Raw genomic sequence first — 23,302 nt, 5'->3', positions numbered from 1 at the left:
AGTAATGAGAAATATAAGTCGCACAGTATGGCTGTAAATCACTCAGGACAGTTAAGCTGGTGGCTCCTTTGCTGGAGCACTCCGTCATGCTGACCCTGGGAAACATTTTCGTGCTGATGCTGTTCGCAAGCGCTGCGGCCTGGTGGTGGCACGCCCATGGTCTGCGCGAGAAAGCGCTGGAACGCGTCAAACAGCACTGCGCCCGCCTCGAGCTCGAATTGCTGGATGGCAACGTGGCTCTGCGCCGCCTCACCTTTGCACGTGATGCCCAGGGCCACAAGCGGCTCGCCAGGGTCTATGGCTTCGAATTCACCGTCACCGGTGAGCAGCGTCATCCCGGCACCATCACCATGTTCGGTGCACACACTGCCCAGATCGAACTGGCGCCCTACCCGTTCGAAATCAAGACGCCACCGCCCAGCGCCGAAATCATCCAGATGAGTGAATGGCGTCAGTCGCATCAGAAGTGGAAGCAGTAGGCGCTGTTTTTGTGGGAGCACCACCACGTGTCGACTTGGCGCTAGCGCGCAGCAAACACCGGACCGTGGGAGGCGGCTTGCCGGCGATGAACGATGACGCGGCTTTCCTGACGTACCTCGTTGACTGCATCGCCGGCAAGCCGCCTCCCACAGTTTCCTGCCAGCTGTAAGACCGCGCCATGCCACAGACACTTCCCCGTCATGTGGCTGCCAATAGGCATCCCATCATCTGCGTCTGCAACACTTCCGCATCCTGAGGTGTCGAGAAGATCAACTCCAGACGCGAGTCCTGTCGCCATTCGCTGAGCTGCCAGGCCAGCCGCCCACCTTGCGCAACATTGCCTGAATACCAGCCGCCAGCGCTGTGGATAACCATTTTCGCACGTTGCCAGTTCAGGCTTTCAAGCCAGAGCAGCACGCGCTGAAGATCGAATTGTTGCGACGGGTGCCAGCGCCAGCCGATGCTCCAGCCGCCGCCTCCTCCATGGCTCAGACAGAGTGGCACGCGGGGATCGGGCCAGACAGTGGGTAACTGGCCGATACTGCGAGGTACGTTCAGGTTATCCACACTGCTTTTATCCACAAGCGTGGACGGTAAATAACCGGGTAGACGATCTAGCGGAAGTTCGCCAAAGCGCGTCCAGAGCAGAGAATGTCCAGCAAGCTCATCAGACAGCGCCTGCCGGGAAGACTCTTCCAACTGTTCGGATTTGTTCATCACCAGTAAACCCGCCATGACCAACGCCTCCTGCTGGGTCTCGGCCAGTGGCTGCCCGTTATGCATCGCCGCCGCATCCAGCACCATCACACTGGGCTGCACATCAAGCACGCCGAGCCAGGGTGCCTCGCGTAACTGCGCCATGAGTTGCGCAGGATGCCCCAGCCCGGACGGCTCGATCAGCAGGCGATCAGGCCTGGCCTTGCGCAACAGGCGACCCAGTCCGATCTGGAAAGGCACGCCGTTGACACAGCACAGGCAGCCGCCAGCCACTTCGCCAAGTGCGATACCATCCTCGGCCGTGGTCAACAGTGCGGCGTCCAGTCCAATCTGCCCGAATTCGTTGATCAACACCGCCCAACGCTCGCTGGAGGGCTTCTGGGCCAGCAACTGTCTGATCAGGCTGGTCTTGCCGGCACCCAGCGGGCCACCGATGACGTGAGTCGGAATGTTCTGCAGCATGACAATGATTTCTAAGAGTGCGTTCGTGATTGAAGAGCAAGGAAAGGTAACCCTGCAAGCCATCAAGCTGTCTGCCGGTCTGGCACTGATGCTGCTGGCACTGTCTTCAGGTGAAACCTGGGCGCAGGCGTGTCTGGTGCACAGTCAGGCCGAGAGGCTTGATGTAAAGGTATGTCAGGAGAATATCAACATCCCGGCAAACCTGTTCCACGACAGCTTCTGCCAGCCGCAACTGGCGGGTCAGAAAACCGAGGTCGCCTACTCGCAGGAATGCCCGACCGGCGCGTTCGGCGTCTGCCGTAATGCGCAGGTCGCCAACATGCCTTATCGCGAGCATATCCATTATTACGGCGTGGCCAGTGACGCCTTGTACCTCAAGCCTTTCTGCGAAGGCCAGAGCAAGGGTCAGTGGATCACACCGTAAACAACGCTAGGCCAGCCAGTCCAGCGTAAGGATCAGCCTGCGTTCGTTGCCTTCAAGTGCCGGCGAGCGATGCACCAGACCTGCACCCTCGTTTCCACGCCAGCGCTCGCCCTTGAGCAGCGCCACGTCTGCGGTATTGATCTGCTGGATGACACTGACATCCAGCGGCTCGGCTTCCGCCCGACCCAGTTGCTTGCGATCAATATCACCTTCCTTGAGCCACTGACTGCCACAACCGGCATACGTGGTAATCAGACGCACAGGCACGTGATCGACGTGAAAGCGCGGACACATTGCCTTGTCGAGCACCCGCAACCGCAGCCCCACGCAGTCGGCACCCAGCAGGCAGGCGTAGGCACTGACCAGCCACGAGACGTCGGCGATGAAACCGTCATACCCCTGCAGGTCGGCGTAGCCCGACGCCAGCGTACGCAGATCCGGCTCCAGATCACCGCCCTTCACGTCCAGGGTCAAGGACTCGGACAGCGGCTGCCCCATCGACAAGAGCAATGCGCCGAAGTCTTCGATGTGCGCCGGTAACCGACGCTGCCAGACGGCGAGGTTGACGCCGTCTTCCAATACTTCACCCAATACGTCAGGCGTAATCCCGCAGGCCTGCCGAATCGCCGGTTGATACTTCAGAAAATGAGCGTGCATCAGGCAGCCACCTCTTCGTGCCAAGGACCGAACGGATCACGCAGGGCGCGCCAGCGCTCGGAACCTGCTGCCATCTCGTCATCGGTCAGCAGGCAGCCGTCCAGTTCAGCGGTCAGTTGGTCAAAATCGATGTTCTGGCCAATGAACACCAGTTCCTGACGGCAATCGCCAGTCTCCGATGACCAGTTGTCCAGGATGGACGCAACATTTTCCTGATCTTCAGGCCAGCTCTCTCGCGCGACGAAACGCCACCAGCGGCCCGCAAACCCGTGTCTCATCAAACCGCCTGCCTGAGACCAGCTGCCAGCGTCCTTGTACTTGCTGGCCAGCCAGAAAAAGCCCTTGGAGCGCAGCAGCTTGCCGTTGGTCCAGGGTCGGTTGATGAAGTCGAAGAATCGCTCCGGGTGAAACGGTCGGCGTGCCCGGTAGGCCGTGGACGCGATGCCGTACTCCTCGGTTTCCGGAAGGTGTTCGCCGCGCAGTTCCTTGAGCCAGCCCGGAGCCTGAGAGGCACGCTCGAAATCAAAACGACCGGTGTTGAGAATCTTCGCCAGCGGCACCTCGCCCATCACCATCGGAATGATTTCGGCGTCAGCGTTGAGGCTTTTCAGAATGGCCATCAGCTCTTCGCGCTCGCTGGAGCTGATCAGGTCGATCTTGCTGAGCAGGATCACGTCGGCGAATTCGATCTGCTCGATCAGCAGGTCGGTAATCGAACGGTCATCGTCTTCACCCAGGGTTTCACCACGCGTGTCCAGACCGTCGGCGGCTTCGTAATCGAGCAGGAAATTCACCCCGTCGACCACCGTTACCATGGTGTCGAGACGCGCCAGATCGGTCAGGCTCTTGCCCGCCTCATCGCGAAAAGTGAAGGTTTCCGCCACGGGCAATGGCTCGGAAATACCGGTGGACTCGATCAGCAGATAATCGAAGCGCCCGTCCTGAGCGAGGCGGCTGACCTCCTCGAGCAGGTCTTCGCGCAAGGTGCAGCAGATGCAGCCGTTGCTCATCTCGATAAGCTTTTCTTCGGCGCGGTTCAGACTGACGTCGCGCTGGACTTCGCCGCCGTCGATGTTGATCTCGCTCATGTCGTTGACGATGACCGCCACACGCAGGTTTTCACGATTGCGCAGCACGTAATTGAGTAAGGTGCTCTTGCCAGCGCCGAGGAATCCGGACAGCACAGTAACGGGTAAGCGGTTCGACATCAGGACTCTCCAACCAGTCTGCAAGGCTTCAGCCCTGTTCGTACTGGCTGCAACTGATCCATCTGGCAGCCAGCTCTAATCATCCTCGAATGTTATAGTATAACAACACAAAATAGCTACACCGCTCATTCAAGGGTTCGTCATGAAACAGCTATCGGCAGGATTGATCGCATTACTGGCTCTGGCCTGCACACAGGCAATGGCTGCCGGTGCACGGCCTGCCGCCGATCTTGCGCTGTGCACGCGCAGCGCCACCGTGTTGGCGTGCAGTGATGCGCAAGGCAATCACTACAGCGTCACCACAGCCGGGCAGACAACCTGGTTGAGAGGCTATGAAGTGCTGGATAAACGCCACTGGGTGCAGACCAACAGTCGCTACGACCAGTTGACGTTCTTTACGGGATTGGCTTCAGATGGCGAGGCCTGGATCGGCACCATCCAGCGCGTGGGCTGGACGACGATCACACGGGTTTCAAGCTCGGACGGTACGCGCAGCAAGATCACCTGCAGCCGCCTGAACGGCTGCAGGTAATGCAGATCAGGCCTGCTGTTCCTTCTTCTGCGCCTGCACCCAGGCCATATGCGAATCCATGGGCGGGTTGCGCTGGAAGTAGCGTTGCAGGCCTTCGAACAATCCGTCGGCGACCGCTTGCTGATGACGCGCCGTGACCAGACGCTGGCTGTCACGCGTATTGGAGATGAAGCCCGTCTCGACCAGAATCGAAGGCACGTCCGGCGACTTGAGTACCGCAAAACCGGCCTGTTCCACGCGCTTCTGATGCAATGTGGTGATGCCTTCCAGACTGCCCAGAATGGTGTGGCCCAATTGCATGCTGGCGGCGATGGTCGCGTTCATCGACATGTCGAGAATCACCCCGGCCAGCATCGGGTCCTTGTCTTTCAGGTTGAGCAACGAGCTTGCGCCCAGCAGGTCCGCGCCATTCTCGCGCTGAGCCATGAAACGCGCTGTGGCAGAGGTCGCGCCGCCTTCGGACAACGCAAACACCGACGCGCCGGACGCTGTCAGGCGCGGCGCGGCATCGGCATGCACCGAGATGAACATGTCGGCGTTGGACTTGTGCGCGAACTCGACACGCTTGCGCAGCGGTACGAAGAAGTCATCGTTACGTACCAGACGCACGTCGAAGCCTTTCTCGCGTTTGAGACGCTTGGCCAGCAACTGGGCGATGGACAGCACGACGTCTTTCTCTCGCTCACCACGAGAGCCGACCGCTCCAGGATCCTTGCCGCCATGACCCGCATCGACCACGACCATGATGTCGCGCCCACCGGTACGTGCCTTGGCGGGCTCCTTGACCGGCACCGGTGGCGGTAGCTCGGCCATTTGCACAGGCGCACGTACTGTGGAACTCATGTCCAGCACAAGACGATGGCCCTGATCACCCTGCGGGCCGAGCAGAAAGCTGTTCAGCTGCACCGGAGCCGTCAGGTCGAGCACGATGCGTGTGTCATCGCCCGAACCGTAATGGCCGGAGCGAATGGACGTGATGACCGTCCTGTCCAGCGCCAACTGGCTGAAGTCACCGGTCAGCCGCGAGCCGCTGACGTCGATGATCAGACGATCCGGGGCAGTGAGCGTGAAGGTCTTGTATTGCACAGGTCCGCTGAGATCCAGGACCAGACGCAGCTTGTCGTTGGTCCGCCACAGGCGTGCGTTACGGATTTGCGTGGCGTAAGCACCCAGTGGCAAGGTCAGGGCCGCACCGGCCAGGAGCATATTGAGCAGCATTTGGCGTCTGTGCATGGGATGTCTCAAGCGCAAAAACGAGCATCCCGGCTCACGAAGGTTTCATCCATGACATTAGTAACAATATAACATGCAGTTACGAATGACATATGAAGCACTTCATGAAGATTAAGTCATGGAACACCCTTGCTGAACGACAATAAATCGTCCATTTTTCAAGAATGTTCCACGTGGAACGTAACTCTATGAATTGACTCAGGTACGTGGTGCAACGGTTCCGCACTGCGCGCCCAGCCAGACGGCACGGGTGTCCATGCTGCCGTTCTGTTGCCGACCAGTGGCGTTGAACGTGCCTACGACGTTGGTCGTGAACTCGCGATCACTGAGGAATTGCGCCTGTCCTGTGCCCTGAGCCTTGGGGCAACTGAACTGAAAATTCCAGGTCTTGCCGTTACGCGCAGTGATTTTCTGCGTGCAACCCGACTTGGGGTCAGTCAACGGGATGTCGTCCGATTTCACCTGCGCAGGCGTCAGGCAAACACGTACCCCCTTGCCGCCCAGCGTTACGCCCTGCTTTTGCATCATCTGCTCCATCATGGCTTGCTGCTCTGGCGGCAGGTTTTTCAGCTGGCCCAGCATCAGTTGCAGGTCGGGCAATTGCTGACCGTCCACTTTCATGTTGCTGGAAGTCAGTTCCCACAAGCCAGGTTGCAGCATCTGGGCCTGAGCCAGCGGCGTCGCCAGACAGAAAAACCACGCCAACATACGTTTATTCATTTGAGTATTCCTGAGCGGCAGTGACAGATACACAAGGCCGGGACAACCGGCCGGAAGATGAGCCTTAGACGACATAACCGCTGCCCAGTTGCACCCGGAATAAAATAGCGACATTCCGGTTCAGCTGTGGTCTGTTAGGCAGCAAAGCCGAGGAGCATTGTTCCACATGGATTATCACGACCCGTATTTTTTCGGTTACGTCCTGGGTTTCATTCATCTGTTGGGCACCGGTGCCGCCATTCACGCGCTGCTGACAGTACGCACCTCGCAAGGCGCCATCGCCTGGGCGATGCCGCTGCTGTTCATCCCCTATTTCACCCTGATTCCGTATCTGGTCTTCGGCCGCAGTTCGTTCGATGCCTATATCAAGGCGCGACGTGACGCCAACCAGGAGATGCGTGTCGCCATCGGCAGCCTGAACTGGCGCCCCTGGATCGAGGAAGCCGTTGCGGCGCGTCGTTCGAAAGCCTACACGTCGCTACGGGCCATGCCCAAACTCGGAAACATGCCGGCGCTGGCCAATAACAAGGTCCGGCTGTTGATCAACGGCGAAGAAACATTCGGAGCGATCCTCGAGGCTATTCGTGCGGCCCGGCAAACCATACTGGTCCAGTTCTTCATCATCCATGACGACGCGCTCGGCAGGCAGCTGCAAACCCTGCTGCTGGAAAAAGCCGCTGAAGGCGTATCGATTTTTGTGCTCTATGACCGGATCGGTAGCCACGCCCTGCCCGCGGCCTACATCGACAAGCTGCGCGCTGGCGGTGTGCAGATCAAAGCGTTCGCCACCCACGGTGGCTGGCTCAACCGTTTCCAGATCAACTTCCGCAACCACCGCAAGATCGTGGTCGTGGATGGGCTGAAAGGCTATATGGGCGGACACAACGTCGGCGATGAATACATGGGGCTCAAACCGCCGCTCGCGCCCTGGCGAGACACCCACGTGGAAGTCATCGGGCCGGTGGTTGCCTGCCTGCAGGAGTCATTTGCCGAAGACTGGTTCTGGGCTACTCGCGAGCTGCCGCCCTTGAGCTTGCCGGAAACCTTTCCTGAAGACGGCGTGCTGTGCCAGCTGCTCGCCAGCGGTCCGGCGGATGCGCAGGAAACCTGCTCGCTGTTCTTCGTCGAAGCCATCCATGCCGCCGAAGAACGCGTATGGATCACCAGCCCGTATTTCATCCCGGATGAAGCTGTGTCGGCTGCCCTGCGTCTGGCGGTGCTACGCGGTGTGGATGTCCGCCTGCTGCTGCCCTCGCGCCCAGACCATTACGTGGTCTACGCCGCTTCCAGCCTTTATGCGTTCGATGCGGTCCGCGCAGGCGTGCGGGTGTTCCGCTACGGCCCGGGCTTCCTGCACCAGAAAGTCGTACTGGTGGACAACGAAATCACCGCGATCGGCAGCGCCAACCTCGACAACCGTTCATTCAGGCTCAACTTCGAACTGATGCTGCTGACCGTCGACCCTGACTTCTCCAATCAGGTCGAGGCCATGCTGAATGCCGACTTCGCCCAGGCGCGGGAAATCTCCATCCAGGAAAGCCGCGAGACGCGGAGATTGCACCAGTTGGGCATGCGCGTGGCTCGGTTGATATCGCCGATCCTGTGAAGCAAAGGCGGGGAACATTCATTAAACTAGCGATGCGCACGGCTTTTGATAACCGTTAAGAGGCCCCGACACCATGGCAACGCTACAGCAGATATTACAAGCTGAGGACATTGAGGATCTGAAGAAGCTCGGAAAGTTCTTCGACCTGAAAAAAGCGGTTGAAAGCCAATTGATGCTCATCCTTGGCGTGAATGGCTGGGCCTCTTTATATCGTCAACTCAAACGCCTTGAACGGTCCATTTCCTCGAACAAGGACAGCTTGTATAGGGCTGCTGAAACAAACGATTTCAAAAGCGTCAGGTATTCACTGTCAGAAACAATGGGCTTTACCCTGACCGTAAAAAGTCAGGCTGACCTCGACACGCTCATCAAAAATTGCCTGGCTTATGCCGTTGAACAGGACGTCAGTCCGTATAAGCGCTTCGAAGACAAAAAGATCAAAAACTTTATCAACAGCTCGAAGCTGGAAGGCATTCACCTCCCTTTCCCGGAGAGTAAGGCTTCGTTGGAAAGTGTTTTGGCCAAACACCGTAGGTAATGTCATGGATCGATATGATGCCTCTCAGGATATTTACTGCTACCCGAACTCCTCGGTGCTGAAAAACACATTAAACATACGAGATATGGAAAGTCTTGAGGCGGCGGAAAGAGAGATCACCGCTGTCACCATAGCTCGAGTGCATTACTGCGCCCCGCCCTACAGCCTGAACAATATGAGCACGCTGCACGTGCAGCTGTTTTCCGATCTCTATGAGTGGGCAGGGAAAATAAGAAACGTCGACATCGCCAAAGGTGGTACTCGCTTTTGCACCTGTGGACGAATCGACGCTGAAGCACAAAAGATCTTCGACGCTCTTCAGAAAGATCATTGGCTGAGTGGACTAAACAAGGAGCGCTTCTGCGAGAAGCTGGCCGAGTATTACTGCGAACTCAACATGATCCACCCGTTTCGCGAGGGTAATGGCAGGGTTCAGCGAATCTTTTTCGAGCACCTTGCACTTTCGGCCGGCTATGAGCTTGACTGGGAAAACGTGAGTCGAGACGAGTGGATTCAGGCCAACATCGATGGCGTAAATGTAAATTACGGACCGATGGAAAAAATCTTCAAACGCATCGTGAGGCCTCTGTAAGAAGCCTCACTCATGGAATGCACCTCGCGCTCGACCATCTGCCATCACCGATAAACATCCTCCCGCGTCAACGGCAACCCCGTACCGCCATCAGCAAAAGGCTTCACCGCCAGAATCTGATGCAGATTGATCCAGCCTCGCGCAAACGCATAAGAGCAGCCTGCAAGGTACAGTCGCCAGATACGCAAGGTGTGTTCGGGCACCATCGCGGCAGCTTCGCTCAAGTGTGTTTCAAGGCGGGCGCTCCAGTGCTCCAGCGTTTTGGCGTAGTGCGGCCGCAGGCTTTCGACATCGACGACTTCCAGTCCGGCCTCGCTGATGTGGGCGCTGATCATCGCCATGTGCGGCAGTTCGCCGTTGGGGAATACGTAGCGGTCGATGAATTCGCCCGCCCCACGCCCGACAGGTCGCCCATCGGTGTGCTTCGCGGTGATGCCATGGTTCATCACCAGGCCACCCTCCTTCACCGCGCCAAATAGACGCTGGGCATAGAGCGGCAGGTTGGCGTGACCAACGTGTTCGAACATGCCGACACTGACCACTTTGTCGAAGCGGCCGTCCTGCGGCAGGTCACGATAATCGAGCAGTTGAAGCTCGACCTGATCGTCCAGCCCATCGGCCGTCACCCGTTCGCGGGCGAGCGCCAGTTGCTCGCGGCTGAGCGTGATGCCAAAGACTTTCGCGCCATATTCGCGGGCGGCGAATCGCGCCAGACCGCCCCAGCCGCAGCCGACGTCCAGCAGGTAATCGCCGGGCTTTAGGCGCAGCTTGCGGCACAGATGGTGAAACTTATCCTGCTGAGCCTGTTCCAGCGATTCGTTACCGGTTTTGAAGTAGGCACAGGAGTAGACCATCTCCTTGTCGAGCCACAACTGGTAGAACTCGTTGGACAGGTCGTAGTGGTAGGAAATCGAGGCAGCGTCGGTGTCTTTGTCGTGGCGGGTGCGCACGGGCGTGTCGGACTCGTCTTCCTCCTCCACCAAGGCGTGGGTCAGCTCGTCGCAGACCCTGACCACTTCAGTGATGGAGCCCTCGAGTTCCAGCCGTCCTTCCACGAACGCGCTGCCAAGCAGGTCGAGACTGGGGTGGGTGAAATCGGAGACCAGTCGCGGATCCTTCACGACAATCGTGACGCTGGGATCAGGCCCCAAGTCCATTTGATGACCGTCCCAGAGCCTGAGACGCAGCGGCAAATGAAGGTTTTGCAAGACCGACGGAAGTTGCGTAAGCATGATGAATCACCCCCTCATCCAGAAACTCGAATAGAGCATCCAAGACAAACCCTCCAAAAAGGGCCGATAGGCTATTGGCGATGGCAAAACTGCTTTGAATCAACTTCGGGGGAACAGCCTTGTGCCCACTGACTCGAGCCAGACGACAGCCTGAATTTTGGACCGCACTCTGTTGAATGACTCTTAATCTGTAACAGAGTTCTTCAAAGCTCAAGCCATTTCTTATACTTAAAGAATATGTAATGACCCAGGCTTTCCAGGCGAAACGGCAATGCTCGCAACCTACAAGGTTGCTCACAATTTGATCAGCGGCTCCTGAAAGCGCAGCAGACGCCCGGCATTGCCCAGAACCAGCAATGTGCTCAGGTTATGCAGGATCGCTGCGATCATCGCCCCGGCCGCGCCCAGCAGGCCGAAGGCTGCCAGTGCGACGATGGCCAGCGTCCAGCCCAGGCCGATGATCACGTTGACCTGCAGGGTATGGCGGCAGCGGCGGCTCAGGCGTACGCAGGTGCCCAGACGACGCAGATCGCTGCCGATCAATACGATGTCAGCCGAAGCGAGTGCAATGTCGGCACCGCCCGCTCCCATCGCCACGCCCACGACGCCTGCCTTGAGCGCCAGCGAGTCGTTGACTCCGTCACCGACCACCATCGGCCTGAAGCCGCTGCCGATCTCGCTCATCACCCGGTTGAGTTTATCCTCCGGCAGCGCCTGGGCATGAACGTCGGTGATTCCGACTTCTCGCGCCAGTTGATGAGCCACGCCCTGACGGTCACCGGTCAGCAGCAACTGCCTGCCCATGCCCAGTTCACGTAATTCCTGCAGCGCAGCCTGCGCTTCCGGTTTGAGGGTATCGGCCAGCAGCAGCCAGGCGAGGAATTCGCCATTCAGCGACAGACCCGCCAGCGGGCCGTCATGCTCAGGGACGCCGGGCGTGACAATGCCCAGTTGCTCGAACAATTCAGGACGGCCCAACGCCGCTTCGCCCTGCCCGGTCGACGCTACAACGCCCAGCCCCTGACGCTCGCGAATATCGGTCAATGGCAGCAGCGCGCTCTTATCCACAAGCCCGGCCAGCGCGCGGCTGACCGGATGGCTGCTGGCCGATCCAAGGCTGGCCGCCAGCTCCAGCAGTTGTGCATGTTGCGCGCCTCGCGCCTGTATGGACTGCAAGCGCAGACGCCCGAACGTCAGGGTGCCGGTCTTATCCACCACCAGCGAGGTCAGGTCCGCCAGTTCTTCGAGGAAGGCCGAGCTGCGAATCAGGATCCCGTGACGCGCCGCGACAGCGATGCCGGCGATGGCGGTTGCCGGGGCCGAAAGCACCAGAGCGCACGGACAGGCAGCGACCAGCACTGCCAGCATCGCCTGCGCGTCATGGGTGATGAACCAGGTCAGTGCGGCAATCAGCAACACCAGCACCATGTAGCTGCCTGCATAGCGCTCCAGCAGCCGGGTGATCGGCGGTTTGGAGCGCTCGGCGCTCTGCATCAGCGCGATGACCTTGCCCAGCGTGGACTCATCACCAATGCGCGTCACTTCGATACGCAGCAGACCATCGAGGTTGATCGCGCCCCCGAACACTTCCACGCCCACGGTGGCTTCCAGCGGCACTGACTCGCCGGTAATCGACGAGGTGTCGAGGCTGGCCTGACCGGACAGCACCCTACCATCTGCAGGAACGCGGTCACCGGCCCGCACTTCGACCTGGTCACCCGCTTTCAGGGTGGTGTTGTCCACTTCGCGAATGCTGCCGTCCTCAGCCAGCAACCGGGCATGGCTGCGAGTCAGACGGCCCAGCGCCTCGATGGCTTCCTGCGAGCCAATCACGCTGCGCTCTTCCAGCACATGGCCGAAAATCATGATGATCGGCAGCAACGCAGCGGTCATCAGGTCGCCGGTAGCCCACGCGCCCAGCATTGCCAGCGCGATCAACTGATCAGTGATGCCATGCAGGCTCGGGTGCCGCAGGCTGTGCCAGCCGGCGCTGACCACCGGAATCGCCACCAACAGCGATGCCGCACCCAGCAGCAACTGGCTGACACCGGTCTGCTCGGGCGCGATAAAGCGCCAGATCAGACCCAGCCCCAGCAAGCCCAGCGCCAGCATTGCCAGCGTCAACTGGCGGGCTGCACTGCGCTGTTCGGCACCGCTCAGCATGCTGCCGACCGCTTGCGCCTTGACAGGCTCGTGGGTGTGAACGGCTTCGCCACTCATTGTTGTGCTCCCTGAATGATCAGGCGGGAATCGTCTTTGGGATCGACCGTGGTCACGGAACCCGCCTGACGCAGAATCGCGGGCACCCGCTCGCGGTAGATACGCTGCAACAGATCGGGATCGTCCCGGTTCTTGACGGACTGCGACAGGCTGACCACGGCAGCGGTGTCGGTCTGCGCCTTGGCCAGTCGTTCGGAAGCCTGGGCATGCGCGACCTGCAGGGTGCGGTCGGCCTGCTGGTTGGCGGTTTGGGTCAGTTTTTCGGCGTCAGTGCGCGCGTTGGCCACGGCCTGATCGGCCTGTTGGCTGGCTGTCAGCACCGCATTGAAGGCGTTGACGGCCGAGGGCGGCAAACTCGACTGCACATCAACGCGGGCGACCTCGATGCCGATGCTCATCCCGGCGTCTTTCAGCGCAGTCAGGCGCTGATTGATGCCGCGTACCAGATCACCTCGCAGACGCTCGCGGCGCTCGGCGGCCTGGCTGTCGGCGCCCATCAACTCAGGACGTGCGACCAGAATCGTATCCAGGTCTCGCGCTGCGGCCAGCGCCACCGCACTGCGATTGACCAGACGGTCCAGCGCAGGCTCTACATGATCACCCTGCAACACGAAGGCATAAGGATCCGTGACCTTGTAGAACACCGTCACGTCCAGTTGGACCACACCGGCATCGCCGGTGAGCAGAAAACCCGAGCCTGCCAATGCGTCGCTGATCGGTGCCGACAGGGTCGCGATTTCATCCGCCTTCTGGGCCGCCGATGAGCGCAGCAGCGTTTCAACGCGACGCTCGATGACCCGGTCAGCCGAGGGCAGCAGCACCACCTGTTCGAACGGCTGTGGCCAGGCGGTCAGCAAGCCTGCGTTCTGGATACGTTCCAGCGCACCGAAACGCATGACTACCGCACGGTTTTGCGGGTCGATCTGCCGCACGTTGGAGGTGATCCAGCCCAATGCCGCGAGCAGCGTCACGCCGTACAACCCCAGAAAGGCCAGACGGCTGGCCTGCAGCCAGGGTCCGTTGACCGCAGGGCGCTGAGCCTGGGTGTCGTCAGCCGGATCACTCATGGCTGCGATCCGCTCTTGCCATCCAGCGTTGGCGGGCCTTCGACCAGCACGCGGAACGGCGCCGCATCGGTGCGCAGAATCAGTCGCGTGCTCGGGGTCACCACAGTGCCCAGCGTGTCCAGCGAGCGCAGCAGGTTGTAGAGCTGTGGCGAGCCGGCATAGGCGCGGCCGTAGATCTGCGCCGCTTCGACGCGTGATTGCGCCTCGATGTCAGCAGCCTTGACGGTGGCATCGGCTTCCACGATGCGCGCATCGCGCTCGGCAGCGGAACGGATCTGCGCCGCCTCGCGCTTGCCGACGGCGGTGCGTTCAGTGGCAATGGTTTCGCGCTCGGCGCGCATCCGGTCAACCGTGGCATTGAGCGTCACCGACGGCAGGGTCAGGCGCTCGACGCCGACCTGCATCACCCGTACGCCGTAAGTGGCAAGCAGCTGTTGATCGATCTGCTGACGCAACTGGTTCTCGAACGCCGTGATGTTCACTTTGTTCGCGTCGGTGTTGATCAGGCTGGACAGGTCGAAGCTGCTGGCCGTGGTTTCCAGCGCCGAGCCGACAAAGGTCCGGATCTGCCGCGCGGCTTCATCCGGCTGGTTCTGCACCGCACGCATGAAACGCTGCACGTTGTCGGCGTCGCCCTGAACCTGCCACGCCACATAAGCCTGAACGATGATCCGCAGGCCATCACGGGTGCCGACATCCTGCAGACCGCTGGAAGTCGTGCGCAGGCGCAGGTCCACCGGAATGGTCGCTTCGAACGGCGCAGGCAAGCGCCAGTTCAGGCCCGGCTCGAGCAGCACGCGGGACGGGTTGCCGAAACGCGTGACCACGGTCGCCTCGCCCGAACGCACCTGCACCAGACTGGCTGCGGCGATGGCGAACGCGATCAGGACAGCGGCCAGACTCGCCCGCCGCCAGGGAAACGCCGCCGGACCCGTCGCTTCATGATGATGGTGGTGATGGCCGTGACCGCTGTGGTCGTGACCACCGTGGTCGCTGTGATCGTGATGATGATGGAACAGACTCAAGGGACGACTCCTTACTGAGCGGCTTTACGCGGCGCCGTTGGGTCTGCCGGTGGGGTGAAGGAACGCAGGTCGATGGTCGGCGCGTTATCGCCGCCCAGACGGTGATCGAGTATCAGCAATTTCGCATTGCCCAGGCCTTCGTTGAGGCGGGTCAGGTAATGCTCCAGCAGGAACGCCTGCCCTGCGCCGGTATAAGCCTGACGCTCGGCGTCGAAACGCAGGTCGGCACTTCGGGCCGTGGCCAGCACTTCACTGGCCGTGGCGCTGGCCTGATCATGGGCAATGCTGGCGTTGAGCTGGGCCTGGTTGGCCTTGTCGCTGGCCGCGCCGCGCTCGCGAGCAATCAGGGCCTGCGCGCCGATCTGCGCGGCTTGTACGGCATGATAGGCATTGGCGGCACCGGCAGGCGGATGAATCGCCTCGACCACGGTGGCGAGAATTTCCACGCCGCTGTCCAGACGTTGCAGGTCGGCCTGCACTGCCTTGCCGATGTCGTCCGACAGACCGGTGCGCTGTTCGCCAAGCAGTTCATCCAGCGTGCGTGAAGCGAAGTCGTGCACCAGCACGCGGCTGGCAGTGCTGCGGATCAGGGCCGGAATATCAGCGCTGTTGTAGGTCGCCGCCAGGGCTGCCGCATCGGTCAGGCCAATCCGGTAGACGAAGCGCACGTCCATATTGACGATCTGGAAGCTCTGTTTGGCGCCAGCGCTGCTGGCGATGACCTGGGATTTTTCATTGATGTGGCTGGCGTCCCACAGGCGGTTGGCGCTGGCCGGTGGCGGACCTTCGGCCGGATCGGCCACTTGCTCGGCGGCACTGGCGGGCGACACGCTGGCGGCCAGCTCATGAACCACACCGTTCTCGACCGCCAGCACACGACCGAACGGCCATGGCAGACCCGCATGCAAGCCAGGACCGAAGACCTCGACCGGCTTGCCGAAGCGCTCGTAGATACCCCGCGCCTGTAGCGGAATTTCATGCACGCCGGTCAGCGCCCAGCCCAGCAGGGCCACGACCGCCAGCACGGGCAGAAAGGCCCGGCGCATGTAGGTGAACGCCCAGATCTGGCGCAGGTCGATGCCGAAGCGGTTATGCAGTTCGTGCTGCAGGGCCATCAGCGGACGCGGTGGCCAGCGCAACAGGTCGGCAATGAAACTGCTGGCCAACAGACGCGGCTCGATCCGCTCGTTGCGCGGGCTGAACAACGACAGCGCGGCGCGCACCAGAAACTCGATGGCGACCGCCATCGGCAGCAAACCGATCAGCACAGCCAGACGTGCAGGCCAGACCCGATCGATCCGGGAGAAAAACAGGCACAGGGCTGCGACCAGAAACACGACGATCGTCATGCGCACCAGTCGCGACAACGGCTCGGCTTCGGGCCACTGTGCCTCGCCGCTCAGTTGCCGCTCCAGCACCAGCAAACCGAACGCCATCAACAGCAGCGCGCTGCCCGCAAGATTGGCGACTGGCGAAATGTCGTTGCCGAGCAGTGTCAGGCTCCAGATCGCCTGGACACTGATCAGAACCAGGAGCGACCAACCGGCCAGCCACAGGGTCGAGAGACCTATCTGGCGCAGCAGCGATTCACTGGATTCGCTCAGGCGAGTGAGTAGACGCTCATACCAACCGCTGTCATCGACGTCAGCATCCACATCCAGCGCAGATAGATCGTGCTCTACCCGCGCCGGGACCTCCAGCGCGCGGGCACGCCAGTTGGCGACGCCGCGGGCCGACTGCAAACCGGCAGCGAGCAGCAGAAGCGCCGCGCCACTGTTGACCAGCACGGCCATCCACAGCGAGCCTGGCGAAAACAGATCGATGAAAAACGCCAACACCAGCCCGGTGATACCGAGCCCGGCGGCGACATACATAAGACGTGCGAGACGTCGCGCCTGACGCACCGCCATTTGAAAACGCGGCAGACCTTCAAGGTCCGCATGTTCTACATCCAGATCAACCCGCATCACTACCCCGAATCTGCTTACTGTCGCCCTGACCCGCTGGAGGCCTGCATCGGCGGTCTGAATGCTGCCGCATCATAGCGTTACGATGTAACACTCGCCGTGAAATTTTCGTCAGGTTCAATGCCCGTTCAGGTCGGTATCAGACAGGCCGAAATTCTCTTCCCTGAGACATATCGCACAAACAGTACTGCGTAGTGCGGGTCACATTATGTTTCACTAGCGGCCTGGCCTGTGCCGCTTCGTTTGTTGCCGCAAGGTCGTGTAGTTATCCACAGACACGGATGCTCTTCGTTGATTTCTATCTACCAGCTCAAACCGCGCTTTCAGAACCTGCTGCGGCCCGCCGTGCAGCGCCTTTACGACAAGGGCGTGACGGCCAATCAGGTCACCCTCGCCGCCTGTGCCGTGTCCTTGCTGGTCGGTGCCATCGTCGCGCTGTCGGTGCCGCATTACGCACTGTTCGCGCTGATCCCGTTGTGGATGATCCTGCGCATGGCGCTCAACGCCATTGACGGCATGCTCGCCCGCGAATTCGGCCAGAAATCCCGGCTCGGGGCGTATCTCAACGAGCTGACCGACGTCATCGCCGACAGCGCGCTATTTTTGCCCTTCGCATTGATTCCCGATGTCAGCCTCGGGCTGGTACTGGCGGTGACTCTGCTGGCGATTTTCACTGAATACGCAGGTGTGCTCGGCCCGATGGTCGGCGCCTCCCGACGCTACGACGGCCCGATGGGCAAAAGCGACCGCGCGCTGGTGTTCGGCGTGCTGGGCGCTGGCGTGGCCGTTGGCTGGCTCGCGGCCCTGTGGATAAACATAGTGCTCGCCCTCGTCTGCGCACTGTTGGTGTACACGCTGTACAACCGCGTCCGGCGCGGCCTGGAAGAACAGACCTCGCCCCAAGAATAAGCAGCCAAAAGCCTACGGCGTAAGGAAGTTGCAATGCGTGAGATGAATGATCGGCGCTTCACGACTCATGACGGCGTAGAGCTGTTCTACCGCCATTGGCCTGCCCTCACGCAGGTTTCCGATGCGCCTCGACAGGCCATTGTGTTGTTTCACCGGGGCCATGAGCACTCGGGACGCATTGCGCATCTGGTCGATGAACTGGACCTGCCGGGTTTCGATTTCTTCGCCTGGGACGCACGTGGCCATGGTCAGTCGCCCGGCGCTCGCGGCGACAGCCCAAGCTTTGCGACCAGCGTGCGCGACGTGCAGACCTTCGTCGATCACCTGAGCGCAACGTTCGAGATACCGGAAGAGAACATGGCAGTGATCGCTCAGAGCGTCGGCGCGGTGATCGCAGCCACCTGGGCGCACGACTACGCACCGAAGATCCGCTCGCTGGTCCTCGCCTCGCCGGCCTTCAAGGTCAAGCTGTACGTGCCTTTCGCTCGCTCGGGGCTGGCGCTGCTGCGCAAGTTCAAGGGCAACTTCTTCGTCAACAGCTACGTCAAGGCGCGCTTCCTGAGCCACGACCCGCAACGCATCGCGTCCTATGACAGCGACCCGCTGATCACCAAGGCGATCTCGGTGAATGTGCTGCTGGGCCTTTACGAAGCCGCCGACCGGGTGGTAGCCGACGCGCAGGCCATTCAGATCCCGACTCAGCTGTTGATCTCGGGTTCCGACTTCGTGGTGCACCGCGGCCCGCAGGAACAGTTTTTCGACGGACTGGGCAGCGTGCGCAAGGAGAAACACATCCTGCCAGGGTTCTTCCACGACACGTTGGGCGAGCGGGATCGTCATCTGGCGATCAGCCGTGCGCGACGCTTCGTGCTGCAGAACTTCGAGACCCCGGTGGCGCGCCCTTCCCTGCTCGATGCCGACAAGCTGGGTGTCACCTGCGCCGAGTCCGAAGAACTGGCCGCGCCGTTGCCGCACAACTCGTTGCGCGACCTGTACTGGCGCATGACGCGCGCCAGCATGCGCTTGGGCAGCAAGTTATCCACAGGCGTAAAGCTGGGCTTCGACACCGGCTTCGATTCCGGCAGCACGCTGGATTACGTCTACCGCAACAAACCCACCGGCACCGGCGCGCTGGGCCGGATGATCGACAAGAACTATCTTGAGTCCATCGGCTGGCGCGGCATCCGTCAGCGCAAGCTGCATGCCGAAGAGCTGCTGCGTCTGGCCATGGCGCACCTGCGCAATCAGGGCAAGCCGGTGCGTATCGTCGATATCGCCGCCGGGCATGGCCGTTACATCCTGGAATCGCTGCATGGCGTGGAACCGCTACCGGAATCGATCCTGTTGCGTGATTACAGCGACATCAACGTGCGCGACGGCAGCCTGCTGATCGAACAGAAAGACCTGGAAGACGTCGCACGCTTCGTCAAGGGCGATGCCTTTGACCGCGCCGATCTGGCGGCACTGGACCCGAAACCCACGCTGGCCGTGGTCTCGGGTCTGTATGAGCTGTTCGCCAGCAATCAGATGGTCGGCGATTCGCTGGCCGGGCTGGCAGCCGCTGTCGAGCCTGGCGGTTATCTGGTGTACACCGGTCAGCCATGGCACCCGCAGCTGGAATTGATTGCCCGCGCCCTGACCAGCCATCGTCAGGGACAGGCATGGGTCATGCGCCGTCGCAGCCAGTCTGAGATGGATCAACTGGTCGAAGCCGCAGGCTTTCGCAAAATCACCCAGCGTGTGGATGAATGGGGGATTTTCACGGTGTCCCTCGCGCAGCGCATCCAGTGAACGCGTTTCGCGAACCGGGCCTGTGGAAAAGAGCGGTGGTCTGGCTTCTGGTGCTGGCGCCGTTCTTTTTCGCCAGCTACGGCTTTGCCACGTGGTATACGGCCCAGCGCAGTGACGTCGGCAGCATGGCGTTTGGCTGGGAAAGCCATATGCCGTTCTGGGCCTGGACCATCGTGCCCTACTGGTCCATCGACCTGCTTTATGGCTTCTCGCTGCTCGCCTGCCTGACGCGCCGTGAGCTGGATACCCACGCGCTGCGCCTGTTCAGCGCGCAACTGATCGCAGTCACCTGCTTTCTGCTCTGGCCGCTGCGCTTCACCTTTGAACGCCCGGAACTGGATGGCCTGTTCGGCTGGCTGTTCGCAGTGCTGGCCGGGTTCGACAAGCCGTTCAATCAGGCGCCCTCGTTGCATATCGCACTGCTGGTGGTGCTGTGGGTCTGCTACGACCAATATGCGCGGCACTTTCACGTGGCGTGGCGCTGGTTGCTGCACAGCTGGTTCGCGCTGATTGGCGTGTCGGTGCTGACCACGTATCAGCATCACTTCATCGACTTACCCACAGGCGCACTGGCCGGTTGGCTCTGCATATGGCTCTGGCCGGATGAAGGTCGCAGCCCGCTGCTGGCCGGACGTCTGACACGTCAGCCGCAGCGTCTCAAGCTGGCGTTGTATTACGGCATCGGCGCACTGCTGCTGGCGATACCCGTGTTTACCTTGGGCGGAGGCTGGATGTGGCTGGCGTGGCCTGCGCTGTCCCTGCTGATGGTCGCGCTGAATTACCTTGTGTTCGGGGCCGCTGGTTTTCAAAAACGTTCCAACGGGAAGTTATCCCCAGCTGCGTGTTGGCTGTTGGCGCCCTATCTGATCGGCGCGTGGATAAATTCAAGGGTGTGGACAAGGCAAAGGCCTGATCCCGATCAGGTTGTGGACAACGTCTGGCTGGGCCGCATACCGAATCAAGAACAGTTGCAACCGTTCAAAGCGGTTGTGGATATGTGTGCTGAGTTACCGCTGAAAGTGAGTACGCAACGTTATCAACAGGTCGCTGCACTGGATCTGATACCGCTGACCGTCGAGCAATGCCAACTTGCTGCTGAAGCCATCGAGCGTCTGCGCTCAAACGGCCCGTTACTGGTGTGCTGCGCGCTGGGCTATTCGCGCAGTGCAATGGCAGTGGCCGCGTGGTTGTTGCTCACCGGAAGAGCGCGTTCTGTGGATAACGCGGTCGAGTTGATTCGCCAAGCGAGGCCAGGTGTCGTCCTGCGTAGCGGGCATGTGGATATCTTGAATGCCTTCGCAGGCTATTCAGTTAAAGCGCCTGTAGCCGAGACACCGCGGGCCATGAGATGACACAGGATGGTGGGAGGCTCAACGCCGGCAAACCGCCTCTGATCAAACAACACGTAATCTGCTGAATGAACACCTTTTGTGGGAGGCGGCTTGCCGGCGATGCAGTTGACGCGGTACTTCAGGAAAATAGCGTCATCGTTCATCGCCGGCAAGCCGCCTCCCACAGTCCGGTGTTTACTGCACGACAGCGCTACGTCGAAAGACGTGGTGGCGCTTCCCACAATAGCTTTGCGCAGGCCGTAAGAACCCGCTCAATCACAGGAGTGCTCATTCATGTCATTGGAAATGCAGCTGCACGTGGTTGCCGCCCTGCTACGGCGCGGCAAGTCGCTGGACTATTTATCCACAGGGCTTTTGCTGCTGAGCCTGTTGTTTGGCCTGGTGCAGCTGTGGATAGGTTCTGCAAGCCTTCTGATGATGGTGTTTGTGGCCTGCATGGTCCTGACCGGGGCGCTGGCTAAATCCCAGGCGTTCAGGGTCGCGTTCGATGCCGATCTGTTCCAGCACATGGCTGACCGTCCCAGCCAGTTGAGCGATCGCACTCAGGAACTCGATCAGGTCCTGGCCGACCTCAAGCTTCAGCCTGCAGAGAAAGGCGGCCGCAACTGGGCGCTGCGAACTCAGGGTGCGCTTCGGCAGTTGCGCCTGCAGATCCGTTACATCGTGCTGCAGCTGCTCTGGCTGCTGGGCATCATCTTTATCTTTCCCTGGCTGTCCCTCGCTCAATAGGAATTGTCATGTTCGAACCTCTGGTCGCCACGATCATCACTGCAGGTGCGCGCAGCATTACGGGGGCTCGCAGCCTGTGGCTGGGCTGCACGCCTGAACCCCGGCAGCGGATCTACTTTGCCAACCACAGCAGCCACGGCGACTTCGTACTGCTCTGGGCGTCACTGCCGCCCGCCTTGCGCAAAACCGCCCGGCCTGTTGCTGGTGCCGATTACTGGCAGTCCAGTCCGTTGCGCCGCTACATCATCAACCGTGTGTTCAACGGCGTACTGGTGGACCGCACGCGCAGTACGCCCGACAGCAATCCGCTGCAACCCATGCTCGAGGCGCTGGAACACGGCGACTCGCTGATCCTGTTTCCGGAAGGCACACGCAACCCGGAGGAAGGACTGTTGCCGTTCAAGAGCGGGCTGTATCACCTGGCAAAAAGTTATCCCCAGGTGGATCTGGTCCCCGTGTGGATATCCAACCTGAACCGGGTCATGCCCAAAGGCCGAATGCTGCCGCTGCCGTTGTTATGCACAACCAGCTTCGGCGCACCGCTGCGGCTGGACAGTGAAGAAAGCAAAGAGCAATTCCTCGCCCGCAGTCGTGATGCACTGCTGGCCCTGGCACCGGAGCCGCTGTAATGGATAACCAGACTCAACTGCTGTTCATGGGCATCGGCGCCGTCCTGCTGCTGGCCTCGCTGATCGGCTACGTACTCAAGCGCCGGGCGGGCGGCCCGAACTCGGTCATCGACAACCTGAACGCGCGCATCAACGCGTGGTGGGTCATGGTGTTGGTGATCGGCATCGCCTTCTGGCTGGGCCAGGGTGCCGTCATCCTGTTGTTCTATGCGGTGTCGTTCTACGCCTTGCGCGAATTCCTGACCCTGACACCGACCCGACGCAGCGATTACCCCGCACTGGTGGCCGCGTTCTATCTGGCGCTGCCGTTGCAATACGTATTGATCGCCATGAACTGGTACGGGCTGTTTTCGATCTTCATTCCGGTCTACGTGTTCCTGCTGCTGCCGATCCTCGCGTCACTGGGCGGTGACAGCAAACACTTCCTGGAACGCGCCTCGAAGGTGCAGTGGGGCCTGATGATCGCGGTGTTCTGCGTGTCCTACGTGCCTGCGTTGCTGACCCTTGAGATTGCCGGTTACGAAGGTCGCAACCTGCTGCTGATCGCCTATCTGGTGATCGTGGTGCAGATCTCGGACGTGCTGCAGTACGTGTGCGGCAAGCTGTTCGGCAAGCGCAAGATCGCACCCAACCTGTCGCCCTCCAAGACGGTCGAAGGCTTCGTCGGCGGCATCGCCCTCGCGTCGCTGATCGGCGGCGCGCTGTTCTGGATCACGCCGTTCAACCCGTGGCAATCGGCATTGATCGCACTGCTTATCAACCTGCTGGGTTTCGCGGGCGGCATCGTAATGTCGGCCATCAAACGCGACCGGGGCGTGAAGGACTGGGGCCACATGATCGAAGGCCACGGCGGCATGCTCGACCGACTGGATTCAGTGTGTTTTGCCGCGCCGATCTTCTTCCATCTGGTGCGTTACTGGTGGACATGAGGACACTTTCCAGGCCCCAACAGGCTGATCAATCAGCGCGCAATCTGGCTTTTGGCGCGTGTCTGGCGGGTCAGTCTGCCGGCAAAATGATTGCTGGATATTGCATAGCCACTACGCTCTCGGCGCTCTGAAAAAAGATCAGGCGGGGTGGCTATTTGCGACCAAATCGCTTGCAGGCCTTGCGCCAAGCGGCGATGAGCGTGATCGGTCAGCCGACACAGACCTGAAAATCGCCCGATTTATGCGTACGACGCCGTTTTCATTCAGCATGAGCGGCGTTTTT

Annotated in this window: 22 protein-coding genes; 12 read left to right on the top strand and 10 right to left on the bottom strand. The window is 60.5% G+C overall.

Annotated features, from left to right (window positions below; all coding sequences use genetic code 11):
* The first annotated feature begins 86 nt into the window (after positions 1-86).
* Positions 87-479, top strand: coding sequence for a DUF3301 domain-containing protein (locus QRN20_RS07560; RefSeq protein WP_004881684.1), 393 nt, complete (start codon positions 87-89; stop codon positions 477-479).
* A 199-nt stretch (positions 480-678) separates the two neighbouring features.
* Here QRN20_RS07560 and QRN20_RS07555 read toward each other — a convergent pair whose 3' ends face one another.
* Positions 679-1,659, bottom strand: a complete 981-nt coding sequence (locus QRN20_RS07555; RefSeq protein ID WP_122412651.1) for a CobW family GTP-binding protein — start codon at positions 1,657-1,659, stop codon at positions 679-681.
* Between the two features lie 52 nt (positions 1,660-1,711).
* Between QRN20_RS07555 and QRN20_RS07550 the strand changes: the two genes are divergently transcribed.
* Complete coding sequence (locus QRN20_RS07550; RefSeq protein WP_058430859.1) at positions 1,712-2,083, top strand: hypothetical protein; 372 nt, start codon at positions 1,712-1,714, stop codon at positions 2,081-2,083.
* A gap of 6 nt (positions 2,084-2,089) precedes the next feature.
* On the opposite strand, the gene QRN20_RS07545 is transcribed toward QRN20_RS07550, so the two are convergent.
* Complete coding sequence (locus QRN20_RS07545; RefSeq protein ID WP_122412652.1) at positions 2,090-2,740, bottom strand: DUF1826 domain-containing protein; 651 nt, start codon at positions 2,738-2,740, stop codon at positions 2,090-2,092.
* Entirely contained in the window at positions 2,740-3,948 is a 1,209-nt protein-coding gene (zigA, locus tag QRN20_RS07540) for a zinc metallochaperone GTPase ZigA (protein ID WP_122412653.1), read from the bottom strand. Before zigA ends, QRN20_RS07545 begins: the two co-directional genes overlap by 1 nt.
* A gap of 142 nt (positions 3,949-4,090) precedes the next feature.
* On the opposite strand from zigA, the gene QRN20_RS07535 reads away from it, so the two are divergent.
* Positions 4,091-4,480 carry a glutamine synthetase gene (locus QRN20_RS07535; protein ID WP_096767389.1) on the top strand — a complete coding sequence of 130 codons (390 nt, stop codon included), beginning with the start codon at positions 4,091-4,093 and terminating at the stop codon, positions 4,478-4,480.
* 6 nt (positions 4,481-4,486) lie between these two features.
* Here the strand turns inward: QRN20_RS07535 and QRN20_RS07530 are convergent, their stop codons facing one another.
* A complete protein-coding gene (locus QRN20_RS07530; protein ID WP_025995471.1) occupies positions 4,487-5,713 on the bottom strand; it encodes an N-acetylmuramoyl-L-alanine amidase in 1,227 nt (408 codons plus the stop codon).
* Positions 5,714-5,911: 198 nt separating this feature from the next.
* Positions 5,912-6,433, bottom strand: a complete 522-nt coding sequence (locus QRN20_RS07525) for a DUF3617 domain-containing protein (protein WP_029244169.1) — start codon at positions 6,431-6,433, stop codon at positions 5,912-5,914.
* A gap of 166 nt (positions 6,434-6,599) precedes the next feature.
* Here QRN20_RS07525 and cls point away from each other — a divergent pair, with 166 nt between their 5' ends.
* The 3 genes from cls (at position 6,600) to QRN20_RS07510 (ending at position 9,169) form a co-directional block, all read left to right on the top strand.
* Positions 6,600-8,039 (top strand): cardiolipin synthase, encoded by a 1,440-nt coding sequence (cls, locus tag QRN20_RS07520; protein ID WP_122606272.1) that lies wholly within the window; start codon positions 6,600-6,602, stop codon positions 8,037-8,039.
* A gap of 73 nt (positions 8,040-8,112) precedes the next feature.
* Positions 8,113-8,577, top strand: a complete 465-nt coding sequence (locus tag QRN20_RS07515; protein ID WP_029244171.1) for a YhfG family protein — start codon at positions 8,113-8,115, stop codon at positions 8,575-8,577.
* A gap of 4 nt (positions 8,578-8,581) precedes the next feature.
* Positions 8,582-9,169, top strand: coding sequence for a putative adenosine monophosphate-protein transferase Fic (locus tag QRN20_RS07510; protein WP_029244172.1), 588 nt, complete (start codon positions 8,582-8,584; stop codon positions 9,167-9,169).
* Positions 9,170-9,213: 44 nt separating this feature from the next.
* On the opposite strand, the gene cfaB is transcribed toward QRN20_RS07510, so the two are convergent.
* The 5 genes from cfaB to hflK (QRN20_RS07485) form a co-directional block, all read right to left on the bottom strand.
* Complete coding sequence (cfaB, locus tag QRN20_RS07505) at positions 9,214-10,401, bottom strand: C17 cyclopropane fatty acid synthase CfaB (RefSeq protein ID WP_122606270.1); 1,188 nt, start codon at positions 10,399-10,401, stop codon at positions 9,214-9,216.
* A gap of 294 nt (positions 10,402-10,695) precedes the next feature.
* Positions 10,696-12,621, bottom strand: coding sequence for a cation-translocating P-type ATPase (locus QRN20_RS07500; protein WP_122418671.1), 1,926 nt, complete (start codon positions 12,619-12,621; stop codon positions 10,696-10,698).
* Positions 12,618-13,688: a protease modulator HflK gene (hflK, locus tag QRN20_RS07495; protein WP_122415248.1), complete on the bottom strand. Its 1,071-nt coding sequence runs from the start codon at positions 13,686-13,688 to the stop codon at positions 12,618-12,620. The genes QRN20_RS07500 and hflK (QRN20_RS07495) overlap by 4 nt, the downstream gene beginning before the upstream one ends.
* The gene (gene hflC / locus QRN20_RS07490) at positions 13,685-14,713 is read right to left on the bottom strand and encodes a protease modulator HflC (protein ID WP_058430827.1); all 1,029 of its coding nucleotides are present in this window, start codon (positions 14,711-14,713) and stop codon (positions 13,685-13,687) included. Before hflC ends, hflK (QRN20_RS07495) begins: the two co-directional genes overlap by 4 nt.
* An 11-nt stretch (positions 14,714-14,724) precedes the next feature.
* A complete protein-coding gene (hflK, locus tag QRN20_RS07485; RefSeq protein ID WP_058430826.1) occupies positions 14,725-16,680 on the bottom strand; it encodes a protease modulator HflK in 1,956 nt (651 codons plus the stop codon).
* Between the two features lie 291 nt (positions 16,681-16,971).
* On the opposite strand from hflK (QRN20_RS07485), the gene QRN20_RS07480 reads away from it, so the two are divergent.
* The 6 genes from QRN20_RS07480 (at position 16,972) to QRN20_RS07455 (ending at position 23,019) form a co-directional block, all read left to right on the top strand.
* The gene (locus tag QRN20_RS07480) at positions 16,972-17,589 is read left to right on the top strand and encodes a CDP-alcohol phosphatidyltransferase family protein (RefSeq protein ID WP_004881711.1); all 618 of its coding nucleotides are present in this window, start codon (positions 16,972-16,974) and stop codon (positions 17,587-17,589) included.
* 33 nt (positions 17,590-17,622) lie between these two features.
* On the top strand, positions 17,623-19,380 hold the full coding sequence (locus QRN20_RS07475) for a bifunctional alpha/beta hydrolase/class I SAM-dependent methyltransferase (protein ID WP_058430824.1): 1,758 nt from the start codon (positions 17,623-17,625) through the stop codon (positions 19,378-19,380).
* A complete protein-coding gene (locus QRN20_RS07470) occupies positions 19,377-20,732 on the top strand; it encodes a phosphatase PAP2/dual specificity phosphatase family protein (protein ID WP_082654169.1) in 1,356 nt (451 codons plus the stop codon). The genes QRN20_RS07475 and QRN20_RS07470 overlap by 4 nt, the downstream gene beginning before the upstream one ends.
* Positions 20,733-21,005: 273 nt before the next feature.
* Entirely contained in the window at positions 21,006-21,461 is a 456-nt protein-coding gene (locus QRN20_RS07465; protein WP_058430822.1) for a hypothetical protein, read from the top strand.
* An 8-nt stretch (positions 21,462-21,469) separates the two neighbouring features.
* Entirely contained in the window at positions 21,470-22,090 is a 621-nt protein-coding gene (locus QRN20_RS07460) for a lysophospholipid acyltransferase family protein (protein WP_057408811.1), read from the top strand.
* Positions 22,090-23,019 carry a phosphatidate cytidylyltransferase gene (locus tag QRN20_RS07455; RefSeq protein WP_025995482.1) on the top strand — a complete coding sequence of 310 codons (930 nt, stop codon included), beginning with the start codon at positions 22,090-22,092 and terminating at the stop codon, positions 23,017-23,019. Before QRN20_RS07460 ends, QRN20_RS07455 begins: the two co-directional genes overlap by 1 nt.
* Positions 23,020-23,302 lie beyond the last annotated feature (283 nt).

It is taken from the genome of Pseudomonas sp. fls2-241-TYG-175 (assembly GCF_030209155.1).
Lineage (GTDB): Bacteria > Pseudomonadota > Gammaproteobacteria > Pseudomonadales > Pseudomonadaceae > Aquipseudomonas > Aquipseudomonas viridiflava.
This window is presented reverse-complemented; position numbering and strand designations above follow the sequence as displayed.

Bases quoted from the DNA above. Each gene is read 5' to 3' on its own strand.
- QRN20_RS07560 (WP_004881684.1), top strand. From the start codon at position 87: ATGCTGACCCTGGGAAACATTTTCGTGCTGATGCTGTTCGCAAGCGCT.
- QRN20_RS07555 (WP_122412651.1), bottom strand. From the start codon at position 1,659: ATGCTGCAGAACATTCCGACTCACGTCATCGGTGGCCCGCTGGGTGCC.
- QRN20_RS07545 (WP_122412652.1), bottom strand. From the start codon at position 2,740: ATGCACGCTCATTTTCTGAAGTATCAACCGGCGATTCGGCAGGCCTGC.
- zigA (WP_122412653.1), bottom strand. From the start codon at position 3,948: ATGTCGAACCGCTTACCCGTTACTGTGCTGTCCGGATTCCTCGGCGCT.
- QRN20_RS07535 (WP_096767389.1), top strand. From the start codon at position 4,091: ATGAAACAGCTATCGGCAGGATTGATCGCATTACTGGCTCTGGCCTGC.
- QRN20_RS07530 (WP_025995471.1), bottom strand. From the start codon at position 5,713: ATGCACAGACGCCAAATGCTGCTCAATATGCTCCTGGCCGGTGCGGCC.
- QRN20_RS07525 (WP_029244169.1), bottom strand. From the start codon at position 6,433: ATGAATAAACGTATGTTGGCGTGGTTTTTCTGTCTGGCGACGCCGCTG.
- cls (WP_122606272.1), top strand. From the start codon at position 6,600: ATGGATTATCACGACCCGTATTTTTTCGGTTACGTCCTGGGTTTCATT.
- QRN20_RS07515 (WP_029244171.1), top strand. From the start codon at position 8,113: ATGGCAACGCTACAGCAGATATTACAAGCTGAGGACATTGAGGATCTG.
- QRN20_RS07510 (WP_029244172.1), top strand. From the start codon at position 8,582: ATGGATCGATATGATGCCTCTCAGGATATTTACTGCTACCCGAACTCC.
- cfaB (WP_122606270.1), bottom strand. From the start codon at position 10,401: ATGCTTACGCAACTTCCGTCGGTCTTGCAAAACCTTCATTTGCCGCTG.
- QRN20_RS07500 (WP_122418671.1), bottom strand. From the start codon at position 12,621: ATGAGTGGCGAAGCCGTTCACACCCACGAGCCTGTCAAGGCGCAAGCG.
- hflK (WP_122415248.1), bottom strand. From the start codon at position 13,688: ATGAGTGATCCGGCTGACGACACCCAGGCTCAGCGCCCTGCGGTCAAC.
- hflK (WP_058430826.1), bottom strand. From the start codon at position 16,680: ATGCGGGTTGATCTGGATGTAGAACATGCGGACCTTGAAGGTCTGCCG.
- QRN20_RS07475 (WP_058430824.1), top strand. From the start codon at position 17,623: ATGCGTGAGATGAATGATCGGCGCTTCACGACTCATGACGGCGTAGAG.
- QRN20_RS07465 (WP_058430822.1), top strand. From the start codon at position 21,006: ATGTCATTGGAAATGCAGCTGCACGTGGTTGCCGCCCTGCTACGGCGC.
- QRN20_RS07460 (WP_057408811.1), top strand. From the start codon at position 21,470: ATGTTCGAACCTCTGGTCGCCACGATCATCACTGCAGGTGCGCGCAGC.
- QRN20_RS07455 (WP_025995482.1), top strand. From the start codon at position 22,090: ATGGATAACCAGACTCAACTGCTGTTCATGGGCATCGGCGCCGTCCTG.